This window comes from Caulobacter sp. GW821-FHT10A06 (assembly GCF_059415805.1).
Window position 1 is genome coordinate 1 of the sequence record NZ_JBWKNY010000009.1, and the last position, 17,430, is coordinate 17,430.

The window sequence follows — 17,430 nt, forward strand, 5'->3', positions numbered from 1 at the left end:
CGGAGGTCTTCGGCAGAGCCGGCAGCTTCTAAAGAAGTCACCGAAACCAGTCAAGAACTTTTTTCTAAGAAAAGAAGTTCATTTCCTGGGGCGAAATACTTGGAAGCTCTTGCGAACCTCTTCAGTACTTCAGGGAGGGCGGCTTCTACAGAAGCAAAACTCCCGGGTCAACCAACCTTTTCACTTTTGTTTTCTTGGAGGCCGGAGCCACTTCAGAGCGCAAAAGGTGACCGAGGCGCGCCGCTGGGGAGCGCCGTAAGTCAGAAGAGATTCGATTGAGGCTGCGGAACTTAGCGATCCACTTTCAGAAACGCAAGCCCCGAAGGTCTAGGTTTCGTCCGGCGGGCCGTGGCCCCGAAGCGAGGGGCGGCTTCTAGAGGTCGATTTCCCACCCGGCAAGCGGGGAATCGCGATTCCATCCCCAGACGGCCTATTCCCCTGTGCATGAACGCTGTCACGCGGGACTTGCGTCGGGGCCTCGCCTCCCTCAGAAGGCTGAGCACTCTGCAAGCGCGGCCTTCGTGAGCCGCGCTTATATAAGGTAGTCGGCGTCCATGTTGTCTCAGAAGGCGCGTTACGCCCTGCGCGCGATGATCGAACTGGCTCGAGAAGACGGGCAGGTCACGGCCGGTGAGCTGGCCGAACGCGCCGATGCGCCGCGCAAGTTCCTGGAAGCCATTCTCCTGTCTCTCTCGCGCGAGGGCCTGGTGGTCAGCCGGCGCGGCAAGTTCGGCGGCTATGTGCTGGGCCGCCCCGCCGCCGAGATCAATTTCGCCGAGATCATTCGCCTGGTCGACGGGCCGCTGGCCCTGACCCCGTGCGTCAGCCGCACGGCCTTCCGGCGCTGCGAGGATTGCCGCGACCTGGCGACCTGCGCCCTGCGCGAGGCGCTGCTGCGCGCGCGCGACGCGACCGCCGCGGTGCTGGAAGGCTATAGCGTGGCCGACGCCGCCAAGGGTGTCGGCGCCGAGCTGATCGAGGGGTGATCCCCTCCCCTCTCTCTATATAGAGCGCTCTCTATATAAGGAGCGCCCCATAGAGAGTGTGGTCAGCCGGCAGAGATATAGGCCTTGAGGCCATCAGCCTCGGCCTGGGCCTCGCTGATCTTGTACTTCACCAGGTCGCCGATCGAGATGATGCCGGCCAGGCGATCGCCCTTCACCACCGGCAGGTGACGGATGCGGCGGTCGGTCATGCGCTCGAGCAGGGTGTCGATCGACTCGTCCGGCTGGGCGAAGACGACGTTCGAGCTCATGCAGCCGGCGATCGGCTTGGTCAGGGCGCTGGCCCCCTCCTTGGCGATTACCCGGACGATGTCGCGCTCGGAGAGAATTCCGACCACGGCCTCCTTGTCGTCGACCACCACCATGGCCCCGACCCGTCTTGTATGAAGTAACGCCGCCGCGGCGCCGACGGTCTCCTGTGGGGAGGCCGTGAACACGAGATCACCCTTGTCCTTGAGGATCTGAGAAACCAGCACTGCGCTTCTCCCTTATGTTCTTTAGGGAACAAGGGTCTCGCAATAAGCGCGCAGGATCAATGGGGATCAGCGGCTTCTATTTCTTACAGTCGTAAGAAGAGCGGCTTACGCTTCAGGTTCAGCTGGCGGACCGGCCCAGCGGGCGAACGGGCCAATCAACAGGACGCCGACCACGAAGCCGACCAGGTGCGCCTCCCAAGCGACCGCGCCGGCGCCCATGGTCAGCAGGCTGCCGGTGACGGCCATCACCAGGTTCACCACCAGCCAGCCCAGGCCCAGCGAGATGACACGCGGCCCCAGGACCGGTCCAACGCGTCCCTGGTAGTCCATGGTCCGCGCCGCCGCCCCCATTAGGCCCGACACCGCGCCCGAGGCGCCGACCACCGCGTTCATCGAGTCCGGATGGATCGCCGCGTAGCCCACGCCCGACAGCGCGCCGCAGGCCAGATAGAACAGGCAGAAGATGCCCCCTCCCCGGCCATTTAGTCCCAGCAGGCGGGCGACGGGCGCGCCGAAGGCCAGGGCGAAGGCGGCATTCATGATCGCGTGAAGCCAGCCGCCATGCACGAACATCATGGTGATCGCGCCGGTCCAGCGGCCTTCCCAGAAGTCGTGCGGGATCAGGGCCAACGACTGGATGGTCGCGTCGTCGGCCTTCAACAGCAGGATATGCGGGACGATCACGGCCGCCGCGGCCAGCAGCGCCGGCCACGGCGCATTGAACATCGGCTCGGGACGCGGCTGCGGGTCGCTCATGGCTCTCTATCTAGGGCGTCCCGCGACGATTCGAACCACCCGGCGATCGTGAGCCGGCGCTTAACCATTTTTTCTCGGTCTTGGGGCTATCCCTCACGCTGTATCTTTTTGGCACGAGGGTTGCTTGCCCGTCGGTGTCGACAGTTCGCGGAGCCGCGTATGGCCAGGCATCGGAAAAGCAAGATCAGCATCGCGACGGCCACTGCCGTTGTCGCGCTGAGCGTTTGCGGCGTCGCCGCCGCCCAATCGATGTCGACGAACTCGGCCTCGTTCAACGCCGGCTATGGCCGCAGCTCGGGCCAGGAAAACCGCATGGTCGACTATTCGACCCGCGACGCCAACGGCAACCGGGTGATCGTCGACGGCGTCATGCTGACCGGCTCGGACCAGAGCGTCTATTCGTCGAGCCGCAGCAACGGTTCGCTGGACGCCTATTCGGGCGTCGGCGGCCTGGGCGGCTATGCCGGCTCGACCGCGATCGGCAACAACCTGACGGTCATCACCCAGGGCAACAACAACACGGTCATCGTCAATTCCAGCCAGGTGAACAACGGCAACGTCTCCTCCGGCTCGAATGTGGTGAAGGCGGGAACCGCCCAATGAACTTGAAGCGCCCCGTTTCCCTGAAGAAAACAGCCCTTGTGCTGGCCCTGATGGGCGCGACGGCCCTGGCCGGCTGCGGCAGCGTGCCGGTGGCCTCGACGGCCGGCAACTACGCCAAGCCGATCGGCACCGCTCCGGTCACCGCCAACCCGACCGACTATTCGGCGGCCCTGGTCTGCCTGAACCAATATGCCCGCGCCAACCGCGTGGCCGCCCCGCGCGTCGCGATCGGCCGCATCGCCGACTATACCGGCAAGGAAGAGTCCGACGGCTCGGGCCGCAAGGTCACGCAAGGCGCCTCGCTGATGGCCTTCTCGGCCTTCGCCAAGGCCGGCATGCCCATGGTCGAGCGCTTCGACACCTCGGTGTCGGAGTTCGAACTCAAGTACGCCAACAACAAGCTGATCTCGGACCGCCCCAACAGCGCGCCCGACGCGCCGGCGGACTACCGCAAGATCCTGGCGGGCCAGGTGCCGGGCTCGGACTTCTATGTGGTCGGCGGCATCACCGAGCTGAACTACAACATCCGCTCGGCGGGCGTGGACGCCTATGCCGGCGACAAGGCGACCGACGGCCTGAAGGGCAACTTCAAGCGTCGCGTCTTCATCATGAACATCGCCCTGGACCTGCGGCTGGTGAACACCCGCACGCTCGAGGTGGTGGACGTCGTCTCGTATCAGAAGCAGGTGGTCGGCCGCGAAGTCAGCGCCGGCATCTTCGACCTGCTGGGCGGCACGCTCGTTGACCTCTCGGCCGGCCGTGGCGCTCTGGAGCCCATGCAGCTGGCGGTCCGGGCCCTGATCGAACGCGCCACGGTCGAGATGTCGGCCAATCTCTACGGCATGCCCGGCCCGCAAAGCTGCCTGCGCTACGACCCGTTCGGCGACGACACGGTCGGCCAGACGGGCGCCTTCGTGCCGGCCTACGACAATCTGGGAACCAACAATGCGCAAACCCGCGATGACCCGTCTCGCTGGAACGCTCGCCGCGATCCCGATATGCGCGATGCTAAGCGGGGCCGTTACTAGCCCGGCCTACGCCCAGAGCTCGCCCAGCCCGGTTCTCAACAACCAGCTGAACCTGGGCGAGATCTTCTCGGAGCAGACCCTCAACGTCCAGACGGTGTCGGACGGCGTGACCGCCAGCACGGTCGCGCAGGGCACGGGCCTTTCCGGCGGCGTGACCAATGCCGACGTGGCGGTCACCTCGAACCAGGAAAACCAGGGCGCCATCTACGCCCACACCATCGTCGACGTCGGCGCCAACGCCGGCGCGGCCAGCGCCGTGCGCAGCACCGCGGCCGGCAACTCCGCGTCGCTCTCGGCCTCGAACGGCACGATCTCGGCGTTCGCGGTCCAGGTGAACTCGGGCGAAGTCACCGCGCGCGGCCAGGTCGAGGCGGCCAATGCCGAGGCCAAGGACCTGACGGTCTCGACCCTGGCCATGGGCAACACCGCCGGCGTCAATCTGGACAACGGCTCGGCCGGCCTGCGCATCAGCCAGAACACCAGCGCCAACACGCTCGCCGACGGCGGGGCCATCGTGCAGTACGTGTCGGGGACCAGCGCGGTCACCTCGACCACGACCGGCAACAACATCAATATCCAAGGCGGCAATCAGTCGGCCGCGCGGGCGATCACCGACCAGGCCAACACGGCCGAGGTGACCCAGGCCAGCAAGTTCACCGCCTATGGCAACAGCTACCTGACGGCGACGACCGCCACGGCCACCGGCAACAACCTGTCCGCTACGAACGAAGGCCCGCTGATGGACGTGACGTCCAACCAGTGGAACACCTCGTACGTGCGCGGTCAGGCCGAGGGCACCTCGTACCAGTTCGGCGCGGCCCAGACCCAGGCCTACGCCGCCGGCAACTCGTCGCAGGTCAACAATGTCGGCAGCGAGCTGGTGCTCGACAACCTGCAGACCAACAATGGCGGCGGGGTCGAGGCGACGGCCAGCTTCGAAGGCAACGACGGCTATGACGCGGTGACCACCGCCACGGCCATGGGCAATGCGGTGACGGGCTATGTCTGCGCCAAGTGCAGCGGCCGCATGACAGTGACCAACAACCAGACCAACAGCGCCGACATCGGCGCCAAGTCCAGCACCACGATCACGTCCAGCGGCCGTCAGGTGACCGGCGTGTCTACGGCGATCGGCAACAACGCCAGCTTCAACGTCAGCGCGCCGAACTAGGCCGGGCGGTCGATCGCTCGCGATCAGTCGAGGATCTTGGCCTTCTGAAAGGCGAACTCCTCGTCCGTCAGCACGCCCCGGTCACGAAGCGCCGCAAACTTGGCCAGTTCGTCGGCGTCGCTGGCGGCGGCGATCACCACGCCTCCGCTTCGTTCGGCGATGGCGGTCCGGATGGCAGTGGCCAGCCGTTCGAACGCCGGCCGTTGCGCCGGGTTGAACACCACGGTGTTCTCGTCGAGCACGGTGTTGAGGATGCCAGGCGCCGATTCCAGCGTGCCCGTCACGATTAGTTGCAGATGTGCCGCTGTCAGCTGCACCGCGCTGATCGCGCCCAGTGTGATGACCCGCTCGCCCGCGAGACCGGACTTGCCGCCATGGCGCGTAATGCAGAGGTCCTGGCCGTTGAAGGTCATCTTGCCCGTAAGCCCGCGCGCCATCAGCAGGCCACTGGCTTCGTCAGCCCGATCTTCGGCATCCATCCGCACCTTGGCTTGATCGACGATCACAACCCGCGGCCTGGAGCGGTCGAAGCAGGTCCAGATCAGGGCCACGAGCCAGCCGATCAGCGTCCAGCCCAGGAACAGATTGAGGATCGTGATGCCGACTTTCGACCCATGGTTCAGCGCGAAAGCGCAGATTGTCGGCAGCATGTAGATGGCGACGGCGATCAAGACCCCGATGCCGAACCCTATGGAACTGACCATGCCTCGCCCCTGAAGACCACGCTCGGGGCAAGTTCTAGGCTTTGGCCGAGGAACACCGCAAGCTGGATACCAGGTCAGGCGCGCCCCTTCTCTAGCCCTCGGCCTTGGCCTGCGGCAGCGCCGCAAGGTCGGCCTGCACCTTGGCCAGATCCTTGTCAGTGATGGCGCCGCCGAACTTCGGCGCCAGGGTGCGCAGGTTCTCGTGCTTGAACTTCTCGTACATCTGATGGGTCGTCAGGCCCGGGATGTCGGCGTCCAGCGTCGCCTTGGCGGCGGGCGTGGCCACCAGCACCTCGATGGGCGTGTCCAGGCTCAGGGCCGGAGCGGGCGAGGCGGCGGGCGGCGGCGAGGCCGGCGACGACTGCGCGAGGGCCGTGTTCGCCCCGGCAAGAACGACGGTCGCGGCGAGCGCGACGTGACGAAGAGCAGGCATGGCATCTCTCTCAAGAATGCGGATGCCTGATGAAGCCGCAACGACTGCCGGTTCGCCAAGCTGAGCCGGTCTGCTCGGATACGTTGCGCGGTGAGATGCCGTTTTTCTGGGCGGAGAGCGCCCGCTAGTCCGCGTTGACGACGTTGTAGCGCTGCATCTCGTCCGGCGTCAGGCAGCGCAGGGTCGACTTGTCGGCGCCTTGGAAGGTGTCGGCCTTCTGCTGGTACATCACCTCGGTCAGCAGCTTGCGCGAGACGCCCATGCGGATCAGGAAGTCGTTCTCGTCGGACGCCAGCAGGGCCGAGGCCTGCTCGCGGCGGGCGATGTTGTTCAGGGTCATGGTCGGGTCGCCCCCCTTCCGGGTGACGTCGACAAACGCCTGGTAGTCCACGCTGCTGGTGATCGTGAACATGTGCACGGCGAAGGCCGCGTTGGGATCGATCATGCGGATCGCCCCGCCCATGAACGCGAAGTTGCAGGCGCTGGCGCAGCCCCAGCCGGACGGCACGCGGGTGGGCACGCCCATCGACCGGATCAGCTTGCCGATCTTCAGCCCCTCGGCCGCGTCGCCGCCGCTGGAACCGATCCAGATCTCCTCGACCGGCTCGCCGCCCTCCAGGGCCTTTTCCAGCTTGTCGGCGGCGCCGGGGACGATGGCGCCGCTGAACTTGACCACGCGGCGACCACTCACCTTTGCCGACTGCACCTGCACCGGACCCGACAACGGACCAAACACCTTCTGGATGCTCGGGCAGGTCGGGTTGTCGGCGTCAGCGCCCAGGGCGTTGGCGGCCCCGGCGCTGAACAACAGGGTGGCGCAGACAGCCAGGAGGACGGAGCGCTTCATGCTCGCGGACCTACGGAGCGGCGGCCAGGGTGAAGCCGGTCGCGCCAGCGGCGCGGCACAGCGTTTTAGTGACCTTGGTTTCCTCGCCGCCGACGATGACCACGTCACGGACGGCGCGGCACAGGCCGCCGTCGGGGCGCTTGGTTTCGCTCAGCACCGACGAGGTGCCGCTGACGTCCGGGCGGCTGGTCGAGGTCCACTTCACGTTCGAGCCGACGCCCTGGGTGATGGCGCTCTGGGTCGCGGTGGCGGCGGCCGTCTGCTCGCCCGGGTTCAGCAGGCAGGCGATCTTGTCGGTCAGCAGGGCGCCGATCACCAGGCCCACGACTTCGGCGTTCTTGACGCCAGCCTTCTTGGCGGCGGCGGTGGCGCCCGCGCCAACGGCGGCGCCCATGGCGGCGTTGCCACCACACGGCGCGCCCTTGGCGGCGGCGGTCGAGGCCAGTTGCAGCAGACCTTCCGGCAGGGTCCCGGCATGGGCGCCGGCGGCGGTCAGGCTAACCGTGGCGGTCAGGGTGATCATGGCGGCGCGGAAACGGGACATCTGCAAGGGGCTCCTTAAACTTTGCAAACGATTAATTCGCGTGCGGTGTATTAATCGAACGCCGTCATCTGTCGAGACGTAGACGCGCGATAAGACCCGCCTGCGACAACTTGCCCCGCAGTGACGCTTGGCGCCGCCAAGGCGCACCCGAAAAGGGTTTTCAGGCCTGGACGCTGCCCGTCGCGCCGCCGGCCGAGACCGCCGCCTCGCCCCACAAGGCGATTTTCAGCAGCAGTTCCCGAGGATTGATCGGCTTGCCGACATGGTCGTCCATGCCGCTGGCCCGGTAGAAGGCGACCTGGTCGGGCAGGACATTAGCGGTCAGGGCGATGATCGGCGTCGCGGCCGCGTCTCCCGCCAGGCCGCGAATGGCGCGCGTCGCGGTCAGGCCGTCCATGCGCGGCATCTGCACGTCCATCAGGATCAGGTCATAGCCGCCCGAGGCCGCCGCCTCGACCGCCGCGCAGCCGTCGGCCACCACATCGACCGCGTGGCCCATGGCCCGGACCAGGGTGCCGATCAGTTCACGATTGGCCTCGTTGTCGTCGGCGACCAGCAGGTTCAGCGGCCGCATCGTGTCCTGCGCGGCCTCGGTCTCGCGACGTTCGGGCGCGGCCGCGATCGGCAGATCCAGCACGCACCAGAAGCGCGCGCCCTGGCCCGCGATGCTGTCGACGCCGATCTCGCCGCCCATCAGCTGGACGATCTCCTTGCTGATCGCCAGGCCCAGCCCGGTGCCGCCGAACTTGCGCGCCACCTCCGGCCCTGCCTGGGCGAAGCGCTCGAAGACCGTCTCCAGCATGGCCGCCGGCACGCCGACACCGGTGTCAGATACGGCCAGTTCAAGGCGGGCCGACCCCGCCGAGGCTCCGACCCGGTACTTGGCGCTCAGGGTCACCGAGCCCGCGCCCGTGAACTTGATGGCGTTGCCCAGGAAATTGACCAGCACCTGGCGCAGGCGATCGGCGTCGCCCTCCAGCCAGTCGGGACAGGCGGGATCGACCTGCAGCGCCAGATCCAGACCCTTGGCCAAGGCCTGGGCCTCGAAGATGCCGGCCACCTTGTTCAGCAGGGCGCGCAGCTCGAACGGCCGGCTCTCCAGATTGACGCCGCCGGCTTCCAGCTTGGCGAAGTCCAGGACGTCGTTCAGCGTGTCCAGCAGCACCGTGCCGGCGTCGTGGATCCGGCCCAGGCGGCGTTGCTGCTCGCCGGTCAGCGGCGAGGCCGCCAGAAGGTCGGTGAAGCCCAGGATGCTGGTCAGCGGCGTGCGCAGCTCGTGGGACATGTTGGCCAGGAAGTCCTGACGCGCGGCCATGGCGGCTTCCGCCAGCTCGCGGGCGTCGGCCAGGGCGGATTGGGCCTCGACCTCTTCCGTGATGTCGGTCTCGTTGACCAGGACGCACAGCTCGCCGGTCACCGGGTCGGGCGTGCGACGGGCGGCCAGGCCGTGCCAGCGCTCGCCCTGGGCGGTGATCACGCGGTAGGCGCCCTCGACGGCCTCGCCGTCCAGGGCCGAGCTCCACAACGCGCCGCCGGCGTCGCCATTGGCGAAGATCTCGGCGAAACGGACGCCGGCGCCGGGATAGCTGGCCAGCGAGGCGGGGTTGCCGAAGATGCGGAAGCCGTCGGCGTCGTACAACGACACCAGGGCGCTGGTGTGCCGCAGGGCCTCGATGGCGCGCTGCTGGTCGGCGTCGATCTCGGCCGTCGCGCCTTCCAGCAGCATGCCGTGGCCGCCGCCCGGCAGGGCGATGCGCGAGATGGTGGTGTTCACCGCCACCGGCACGCCATTGGGATAGAAGGTCCAGCGCTCCTCGACGGCCGCCCCGCCCTCGATGCGGGCGGCGATGTCTTCCATGCGGGTGCGCACGGCCGGGGACTGGTCAGAGAAGTCGCGGGCCAACAGGTCGTCCAGCGTCGCCGCGCCCCACAGGTCCAGCGCCGCGCGATTGGCGTAGACCTTTCGCTTCCTGACGTCGTCGAACACCCAGATCGGACGGCGCAGTTGATCGAAACCCAGGCCCAGGAGGCCGGGAAGATCAGAAGCAGCAATCTTCTCCGGGTTCAACGTCAAGGCGAATACTTGTGCTCCGTAAGGCCAGGTTCGTAGCAAGGTCAGGCTTGGCGGCCCGTTAACAGGCCAATTTGTCGCATTCGCGGACCGACGTTCCTTGACCTGGATCAACTGCAAACTGGGCCGTGATTTTGGCGTTTCCTCGGCGCATTGCCTGCTATAGGGCCCTCACCTGCGCGACATTCCGCCGCTCCCAATTTCAAGACCAAGTTCGAAGTCCCCATGGCCTCCCCCACCCGCGCGCCTGTTCTCGCCCTCAAGGATGTCCGTCTCGCCGACGGCGCCAAGCCGTTGTTCGACGGCGTCGACCTGGCCCTGGAGCCGCGCGTGCGCGCCTGCCTGGTCGGCCGCAACGGCGCGGGCAAGTCCACCCTGCTGAAGATCCTGGCCAACCAGGGCATCGAGGCCGACAGCGGCGAGCGCGCCGTGCAACCGGGCGCCAAGATCATCTTCGTCAGCCAGGAGCCGGACATCACCGGCGAGACCCTGCTGGACTACTGCACCGCCGGCGGCGCCGAGGACTATGAGGCGCAGGCCGCGCTGGCCGACTTCGGCCTGGATCCGGAGAAGAGCACGCAAGGCCTGTCGGGCGGCGAGAAGCGCCGGGCCGCCCTGTCGCGCGCCTTCGCCGAGCAGCCCGACGTGCTGCTGCTGGACGAGCCGACCAACCACCTGGACATCTTCGCCATCCAGACGCTGGAAGAAGAGCTGGCCAATTCGAAGTGCGCGGCCCTGATCGTCAGCCACGATCGCGCCTTCCTGAACCGCGTCACCCAGCGCACCTTCTGGCTGGAGCACCGCAAGGTGCGCCGCCTGGACAAGGGCTTTGGTGAGTTCGAGGTCTGGAGCGAGCAGGTGCTGGCCGCCGAGGCGGACGAAGAGCGCCGCCTCAACAAGGTGCTGGAGCGCGAAAACGCCTGGCTGGCGCGCGGCGTCCAGGGCCGCCGCGCCCGCAACGAAGGCCGCCGCCGCGCCCTGATGGACCTGCGCGCCCAGAAGAAGGACCTGCAGGCCGACAAGCGCGGCTCGATGTACATGGCCGTCGAGAGCGCCGCGACCTCGGGCAAGAAGGTGGTCGAGGCCAAGCACCTGACCAAGAAGTTCGGCGACCGCGTGATCGTCGAGGACTTCTCGACCCGCATCATGCGCGGCGACCGCGTGGCGCTGGTCGGCCCCAACGGCGCGGGCAAGACCACGCTGGTGCGCCTGCTGCTGGGCGAGCTGGAGCTGGACGCCGGCACGGTGCAGCTGGGCACCAACCTGGAGGTCTCCTACATCGACCAGGGCCGCATGGCGCTGTCGGACAAGATCACCCTGTGGGACTTCCTGACCCCCGGCGGCGGCGACTCCATCCTGGTGCGTGGCCAACCCAAGCACGTGGCCGGCTACGCCAAGGACTTCCTGTTCACCGAGGCCCAGCTGCGCCAGCCGGTGACCAGCCTGTCGGGCGGTGAGCGCAACCGCCTGCTCTTGGCCAGAGCGTTGGCCAATCCCACCAACCTGATGGTGCTGGACGAACCGACCAACGACCTGGACATGGACACGCTGGACCTGCTCGAGGACCTGCTGGCCGACTTCGACGGCACGCTGATCCTGGTCAGCCACGATCGTGACTTCATCGACCGCCTGGCGACCTCGACCATCGCCATGAACGGCCACGGCAAGGTGCTGGAGACCCCCGGCGGCTGGACCGACCTGATCGACCAGAGCCCCGACTTCTTCAAGGGCGCCCGCGGCGCGTCCGTCGGCGCGTCGTTCACGCCGGTGGGCCGCGCCACCAAGGCCGCCGCGCCCGCTCCAGCCCCTGCTGCACCTCCTCCCAAGAAGGCCGGCAAGCTGACCTTCAAGGACCAGCGCCGCCTGGAAGAGTGCGAGGCCCTGATCGCCAAGAGCCCGGCGATCATCGCCGCGTTCGAAAAGACCCTGGCCGACCCGAACCTCTACAGTCGCGACCCGGCCGCCTTCGACAAGACCATGAAGGCCCTGGACAAGGCCCGCGCCGACCTGGAGCAGGCCGAGCTGGAATGGCTGGAGCTGGAAGAAAAGAAGGAAGCCCTGGCCAACGGGTGACCCAGTATCGCTCCGCGTGCGTCGCAATGTCGCACACGGACCTGCGATCGCTTGCCTTAACGCCCTGAACGCCTTTGACTCATAGTCTTGGGGCGCTTGGGGCGGGCGGCACATGGCTTTGACGATAGGCGTGGCGCATGTCGCCGACCGGGACGACAGCCGGCAGAACCGCGTTCTGCTGGGCCTGATCCTGGCCTATATCGCCTTGTTCATCTTTAGCGACCACATGACCCGCGACGGCAACGGCATGCCGTCGCTGTGGCCGGTCAACGCCCTGGTCGCCGCCGGCCTGTTGCGCCTCACGCCCGGCCGCCAGGCGATCCTGTGGGCCGCCAGCCTGGTCACCATCATCGTCAACCACCGCCTGGCCGGCGATCCGTGGGCCCTCGTGGGCATCTACGGCGCCGTCGACACCGTCGAGGCGCTGCTGATGGCGACGGTGGCCTACCGCGTCACCCGAGGCCGCGCCGCCCTGCGCAGCGTGCGGCAGGCGCTGACCCTGATCGGGGCCGTACTGCCCATCACCGTCGGCGCGGCCTTTGTCGGCGCGGGCCTCGCCAGCATCGTGCTGAACCTGACCTTCTGGCCGTTCTTCCGAGACTGGGCGGCCTGCACCTCGCTGGGCATGGCCATCGCCCTGCCCGCCACCCTGGTGATCCTGGAGCCCCGCCGCGCCGGCGATCCGCGCCTGCGCCCAAAACACGTCCAGGCCGGCCTCTATCTGCTGGTCGCCGCCTGCACGGTCCTGGCCTTCGCCCGCAACGGTCCGGCGATGCCGTTCCTGATCTTCCCGGCGGCGATGCTGGCGGCGTTCCAGATGGGGCCGCGCGGCGCGGCCTGGAGCGCGGTGATCGCCGTCGCCATCGCGGCGCCGATGAGCCTGCTGGCCGCCAGCGACTTCGTCTTCACGGTCGGCTGGACCCAGCCCGACCGCATTCGCCTGGTCCAGGTCTTCGTCACGGCGATGTTCATGACCTGCCTGGCCTCGGCCCTGTCGCTACACCGCGAGGACCGGCTCAAGATCCTGATGGCCCGCCGCAGCGCCGTCGCCCGCGCCGCTCGCGCCCGCGCCCAGGCCGCCAGCCAGGCCAAGAGCGAGTTCCTGGCCACCATGAGCCACGAGATCCGCACGCCGCTGAACAGCATCCTGGGCTTCTCCGAGCTGCTGCGCGCCACCGAGCCGCTCTCGGCTGAGGGCCGTCGCAAGCTGGACCTGATCGCCGGGGCCGGCGACAGCCTGGTCACCCTGGTCGACGACATCCTGGACTTCTCGCGCCTGGAGGCCGGTCGCATCCAGCTGGACCTGGCGCCCGTCTCGCCCGCCGCCCTGCTGCGCGAGACCGTCGCCATCGTCGCCCCCGACGCGGCCGCCAAGGGCCTTGAGCTGACCGTCCAGGTCGAGACCGACGAGGCGGCGCTGTACGGCCTGGACCGCAGCCGCCTGCGCCAGGTGCTGCTGAACCTGTTGAACAACGCCGTGAAGTTCACCCCGGCCGGTGCGGTCACCGCCCGGCTGTCGGCGCCGTCGGAAGGGACCTTGCGCATCGAGGTCACCGACACCGGCATCGGCGTCTCGGCCGAGCAGCAGGCGCGCCTGTTCCAGCGGTTCTCGCAGGCCGACGGCTCGATCCGCCGCACCTTCGGCGGTGTGGGCCTGGGCCTGGCCATCTGCAAGGCGCTGGTCGGACTGATGGACGGCGAGATCGGCCTGCGCAGCGCGCCGGGCCAGGGCTCGACCTTCTGGCTGACCCTTCCGGCCCAGCCCGCTGAGGCGCCCGCCCCGACCGCCAACGACGAGCCGTCTTGCGCCGCCCGCATCCTGCTGGTCGACGACCACCCGATGAACCGCGAACTGGGCCAGGCCATGCTGGTGCTGGCCGGTTGCGACGTCACCGTGGCCGAGGACGGCGACGAGGCCGTGCGCCTGGCCGGCGAGCAGCGCTTCGACGTGATCCTGATGGACATCCACATGCCGCGCATGGACGGGCTGGCGGCGTCCGAGGCGATCCGGGCCCTGCCTGGCGAGCACGGCAAGGCCCCGATCATCGCCGTCACCGCCGACGTCCTGCCCCAGCAGGTCGAGCGTTATCGCCGCGCCGGCATGGTCGACCACATCGCCAAGCCGATCGACCGCGAGACCCTGTACCGCGTGGTCGACCACTGGCTGACCAGAGACCGGGCGGCGGCCTGACCCGCACGCATGCCGGGAGCCCCGCCCTCTTGAATTGTGCCGCCGGCCATGCATTGTCAGCGCGCCTGAACGTCAGTTCGAGAATGCAAGCCTGGGGGAATACAATCGCTTAGGGGTCGGCGCGGGTCGGAGGCGTCCTGCGGCCAAACGACACACGAAGCGATAACCGGGCAACTCCGTCACGCTCAGGCGTATTGATGTCAGCGTCGTATCCGCGAGGCGGCGGGTGCGACGTGCGTCTCGCGTGGTTCCCGAACCGTTCGGCCGTCCCACGCTGGACTCCCGTGCAATGACACGGGCTGCTTTGGGGGACGGAAACGGTATGCCGCACAGGCTGGCCGCGCAGGAACGTAGACGGCAGGCCGCCATGTTGCTGGCCCTGTCGGTCGCGACCGTCGTCAGCCTGGCCTTCAGCGAATACCTGACCCGTACGCCCCTTGGTGTCGCCGCCTTCTGGCCCGCCAACGCCTTGCTGGCCGCCGGCCTGCTGACCCTGACCGGCTCGCGCGGCCTGTCGCTGAGCGTGGTCTTCGTCGTCTTCCACCTGATTATCGGCCTGCTGGTCGGCGACACCCTGCTGCGCGCCTTGCTGTACGTGGCGATCGACACCGGCGAGGCCGTGGCGATCTGGGCCATCTGCCAGCGCCTGTGGCGGGGCGCGCCGCGTATCCGCACCCTGCGCTCGCTGATCCTGATGCCCGCCGTCACCACCCCGGTGGCCGCCGCCGCCAGCCTGCTGGTCGCCGGGATCCTGACCGTGGGTTATGGCGAGCCCTTCGTGCGCGGCGTGACCGACTGGTTCCTGCGCTGCGGCCTGGGCCTGGCCGTCGCCCTGCCCGCCGCCCTGGTGCTGATCGACGCCGAGCACCGCCGCACGTTCCAGCGCGACTGGCGCGAGACGCTGCTGCTGATGTTCGCCGTGGCGGTCGTCACCCTGCTGTGCGCCCACCCGGCCTCGGGCGCGCCGCCGTTCCTGATCTTCCCGGTCGCCCTGGCCGCCGCCTATCGCCTGGGCGCGCGCGGCGCGGCCATGGCCTGCGTGATCGTGGCCGTGATCACCCTGCCGATCGCCATGTCCGGCGCCTCGCCGCGCTTCAACGCCATCCTCGGCCCGGTGGCTCAGGCGCGGACCATCCAAGTCTTCATCGCGGTGCTGTTCTATACCAGCCTGGCCGCCGGCCTGGCCTTGGCCCAGCAGGACCGCCTGAAGCGCCTCCTGCTTCGCCGCGAACTCCTGACCCGCGCCGCCCGCAGCCGCGCCCTGGCCGCCACCGAAGCCAAGACCGAGTTCCTGGCCACCATGAGCCACGAGATCCGCACGCCCCTGAACAGCGTGCTCGGCTTCGCCCAACTGCTGGCCACCCGCGAGGACCTGCCGCCGGAGGTGCGCCGCCAGGTCAATCTGATCGACAGCGCCGGCGCGGCCCTGCTGACCGTGGTCAACGACATCCTGGACTTCTCGCGGGTCGAGGCCGGCCTGATCGAGCTGCTGCCGCAGCCGACCTCGGCCGCACAGCTGCTGCGCGACACCGTGGCGATCATGGCCCCCGAGGCCCGCGCCAAGGGCCTTTCGCTGGAGCTGGAGATCATCGACCGGGTCCAGGCCTTGCACGACCTGGACGCCGACCGCCTGCGCCAGGTGCTGATCAACCTCTTGAACAACGCCGTGAAGTTCACCGACGAGGGCCGCATCGACGCGCGGCTGATCGTCGAGCCGGGCGACCTCGAGGACCGCCTGAAGTTCGAGATCATCGACACCGGCGTCGGCATTGAGTTGGACAAGCAGGCCCTGCTGTTCCAGCGCTTCAGCCAAGCCGACAGCTCGATGAGCCGGCTGCACGGCGGGGCGGGCCTGGGCCTGGCCATCTGCCGCGCGCTGGTCGACGTGATGGGCGGCAAGATCGGCGTCGACAGCGTGCCGGGCCGCGGCTCGTGCTTCTGGATCGAGCTCTCGGCCCCGACGGCCGAGGAGGTCGACCTGCCCGAGCGCCCCAAGGTCTCGACGCCCGGCGCGGCCAGGATCCTGATCGTCGACGACCACCCCATCAATCTCGAGATCGGCGAGGCCCTGCTGACCCTGGTCGGCTGCCAGGTCGAGGTGGCCGAGAACGGCAAGCAGGCCGTCGAGAAGGCCATGATGGGCGACTACGATGTCATCCTGATGGACATCCACATGCCGCAGATGGACGGGCTGCAGGCGACCCGGGCGATCAAGGCGCTGCCCGGCCAGCGCGGCAAGGCGCCGATCATCGCCATGAGCGCCGACGCCCTGCCCCGCCAGGTCGAGCGCTGCTACGCCGCCGGCATGGTCGACCACATCGCCAAGCCCATCCAGCGCGAGGTGCTGTACGCCAAGGTCGAGCGCTGGCTGAACCACCGAGGCGGCGGCGCCTAGTCGGCTGACCGGCGCTCCGCATAGTCGACCCGGGCCGCGTCCATGCGGGCCGCGTTGGCGACCACCCACTCGGCCAGGGCCTTCACCGGCGTCAGCAGATCACGGCCAAGGTCGGTCAGGGCGTACTCGACCTGGGGCGGCGTCGTGGGCGTGACCGTGCGCGACACGAAGCCGTTCTCCTCCAGATCCCGCAGCGTCGAGGCCAGCACCTTCTGGCTGATCTCACCGATGTCGCGGCGCAGGGCGTTGAAGCGTCGGGGGCCAGGGCCCAGCGTCCGCACCACCAGCAGGGTCCACTTGTCGCTGATCCGCGCCAGCAGGCGACTGATATGTTCGCAGTGGGCGGGGTCGCCGTGGCAGGCGGTTTCCTCGCGGTTATCTAGTGCCGACAAAGTGCCTCCTTACGCGATGGCGGATAACTTTCGTAATCAGGTTTCCATCGGAAACCAGCATACCCAGAGTTATCATGACCGCCAAACCTCGCATCGCCGTGATCGTCGGCTCCACCCGCCCGACGCGCTTCGCCGACGTCCCGTCCCAGTGGATCCTCAAGCAGGCGCGGGCCCGCGGCGACATGGAGGTGGACCTGGTCGACCTGCGCGACCATCCGCTGCCGCTGTTCGACGAGATGGCCTCCAACCGCTGGATGCCCAGCCAGAGCCCCGAAGCGGTGCGCTGGCAGCAGACCCTGGCGCGCTTCGACGGCTTCATCTTCGTGGTCGCCGAGTACAACCACTCGATCACCGGCGCGCTCAAGAACGCGCTGGATCAGGCCTACAAGGAGTGGGAACGCAAGCCGTTCACGGCGATCGGCTACGGCGGCGTTGGGGCCGCGCGGGCCGTCGAGCACCTGCGGGGCATCGGCGTCGAGCTGCAGATGGTCTCGACGCGCAGCGCCGTCCACATCGGCGGCGCCGACTTCATGGCCATCTATCCTCCGGTCGGCGGCACGCAGACCATCGAGGACATCGAGAGCCATCTGCTCCCGTCGGCGACCGCCGCCTTGGACGAGCTGGCCTGGTGGGCCAAGGCGACCATGGCCGCGCGGGCGTCCGGGGCCTGAGCCGGCCGGCCGGGTGACGGGAGACGCTTCCTGTCACCTGGCGCGCCGAGATGGCTTGGAACTGGCTCCCG

At 68.2% G+C, this 17,430-nt stretch carries 16 protein-coding genes; 8 read left to right on the plus strand and 8 right to left on the minus strand.

What is annotated here, in order from left to right:
• Positions 1 to 554 precede the first annotated feature (554 nt).
• On the plus strand, positions 555 to 986 hold the full coding sequence (locus AC07NF_RS24210; protein ID WP_454714661.1) for an RrF2 family transcriptional regulator: 432 nt from the start codon (positions 555 to 557) through the stop codon (positions 984 to 986).
• A gap of 62 nt (positions 987 to 1,048) precedes the next feature.
• Here AC07NF_RS24210 and AC07NF_RS24215 read toward each other — a convergent pair whose 3' ends face one another.
• Together AC07NF_RS24215 and AC07NF_RS24220 are read right to left on the minus strand one after the other, a co-directional pair.
• A complete protein-coding gene (locus AC07NF_RS24215) occupies positions 1,049 to 1,480 on the minus strand; it encodes a CBS domain-containing protein (RefSeq protein ID WP_492815230.1) in 432 nt (143 codons plus the stop codon).
• A gap of 105 nt (positions 1,481 to 1,585) precedes the next feature.
• Complete coding sequence (locus AC07NF_RS24220; protein WP_494633269.1) at positions 1,586 to 2,236, minus strand: rhomboid family intramembrane serine protease; 651 nt, start codon at positions 2,234 to 2,236, stop codon at positions 1,586 to 1,588.
• A gap of 159 nt (positions 2,237 to 2,395) precedes the next feature.
• On the opposite strand from AC07NF_RS24220, the gene hfaA reads away from it, so the two are divergent.
• Genes hfaA through hfaD form a run of 3 tightly spaced genes read left to right on the plus strand, consistent with a single transcriptional unit; the run spans position 2,396 to position 5,038 of the window.
• Positions 2,396 to 2,839 (plus strand): holdfast anchoring protein HfaA, encoded by a 444-nt coding sequence (gene hfaA, locus AC07NF_RS24225; protein ID WP_494633270.1) that lies wholly within the window; start codon positions 2,396 to 2,398, stop codon positions 2,837 to 2,839.
• Positions 2,836 to 3,867: a holdfast anchoring protein HfaB gene (gene hfaB, locus AC07NF_RS24230; protein ID WP_492815224.1), complete on the plus strand. Its 1,032-nt coding sequence runs from the start codon at positions 2,836 to 2,838 to the stop codon at positions 3,865 to 3,867. The genes hfaA and hfaB overlap by 4 nt, the downstream gene beginning before the upstream one ends.
• The gene (hfaD, locus tag AC07NF_RS24235) at positions 3,785 to 5,038 is read left to right on the plus strand and encodes a holdfast anchor protein HfaD (RefSeq protein WP_494633271.1); all 1,254 of its coding nucleotides are present in this window, start codon (positions 3,785 to 3,787) and stop codon (positions 5,036 to 5,038) included. The genes hfaB and hfaD overlap by 83 nt, the downstream gene beginning before the upstream one ends.
• Before the next feature lie 23 nt (positions 5,039 to 5,061).
• Here the strand turns inward: hfaD and AC07NF_RS24240 are convergent, their stop codons facing one another.
• The 5 genes from AC07NF_RS24240 to AC07NF_RS24260 all read right to left on the minus strand — a co-directional run bounded on the left by AC07NF_RS24240 (position 5,062) and on the right by AC07NF_RS24260 (position 9,640).
• A complete protein-coding gene (locus tag AC07NF_RS24240; RefSeq protein WP_494633272.1) occupies positions 5,062 to 5,742 on the minus strand; it encodes a superinfection immunity protein in 681 nt (226 codons plus the stop codon).
• Between the two features lie 91 nt (positions 5,743 to 5,833).
• On the minus strand, positions 5,834 to 6,175 hold the full coding sequence (locus AC07NF_RS24245; protein ID WP_494633273.1) for a hypothetical protein: 342 nt from the start codon (positions 6,173 to 6,175) through the stop codon (positions 5,834 to 5,836).
• Between the two features lie 124 nt (positions 6,176 to 6,299).
• A complete protein-coding gene (locus AC07NF_RS24250; protein WP_494633274.1) occupies positions 6,300 to 7,022 on the minus strand; it encodes a COG3904 family protein in 723 nt (240 codons plus the stop codon).
• Positions 7,023 to 7,032: 10 nt separating this feature from the next.
• A complete protein-coding gene (locus AC07NF_RS24255) occupies positions 7,033 to 7,566 on the minus strand; it encodes a hypothetical protein (RefSeq protein WP_494633275.1) in 534 nt (177 codons plus the stop codon).
• 160 nt (positions 7,567 to 7,726) lie between these two features.
• Positions 7,727 to 9,640, minus strand: coding sequence for an ATP-binding protein (locus tag AC07NF_RS24260; protein WP_494633276.1), 1,914 nt, complete (start codon positions 9,638 to 9,640; stop codon positions 7,727 to 7,729).
• 222 nt (positions 9,641 to 9,862) lie between these two features.
• Between AC07NF_RS24260 and AC07NF_RS24265 the strand changes: the two genes are divergently transcribed.
• The 3 genes from AC07NF_RS24265 to AC07NF_RS24275 all read left to right on the plus strand — a co-directional run bounded on the left by AC07NF_RS24265 (position 9,863) and on the right by AC07NF_RS24275 (position 16,296).
• On the plus strand, positions 9,863 to 11,710 hold the full coding sequence (locus tag AC07NF_RS24265) for an ABC-F family ATP-binding cassette domain-containing protein (protein ID WP_494633277.1): 1,848 nt from the start codon (positions 9,863 to 9,865) through the stop codon (positions 11,708 to 11,710).
• Between the two features lie 112 nt (positions 11,711 to 11,822).
• A complete protein-coding gene (locus AC07NF_RS24270; RefSeq protein ID WP_494633278.1) occupies positions 11,823 to 13,901 on the plus strand; it encodes an ATP-binding protein in 2,079 nt (692 codons plus the stop codon).
• A 322-nt stretch (positions 13,902 to 14,223) separates the two neighbouring features.
• A complete protein-coding gene (locus tag AC07NF_RS24275; RefSeq protein ID WP_494633279.1) occupies positions 14,224 to 16,296 on the plus strand; it encodes an MASE1 domain-containing protein in 2,073 nt (690 codons plus the stop codon).
• Here AC07NF_RS24275 and AC07NF_RS24280 read toward each other — a convergent pair.
• Positions 16,293 to 16,688 (minus strand): winged helix-turn-helix transcriptional regulator, encoded by a 396-nt coding sequence (locus tag AC07NF_RS24280; protein ID WP_494633280.1) that lies wholly within the window; start codon positions 16,686 to 16,688, stop codon positions 16,293 to 16,295. The two genes, AC07NF_RS24275 and AC07NF_RS24280, sit on opposite strands and share 4 nt — an antisense overlap.
• A gap of 74 nt (positions 16,689 to 16,762) precedes the next feature.
• On the opposite strand from AC07NF_RS24280, the gene AC07NF_RS24285 reads away from it, so the two are divergent.
• Positions 16,763 to 17,359: an NADPH-dependent FMN reductase gene (locus AC07NF_RS24285; protein WP_494633281.1), complete on the plus strand. Its 597-nt coding sequence runs from the start codon at positions 16,763 to 16,765 to the stop codon at positions 17,357 to 17,359.
• Positions 17,360 to 17,430: the final 71 nt, after the last annotated feature.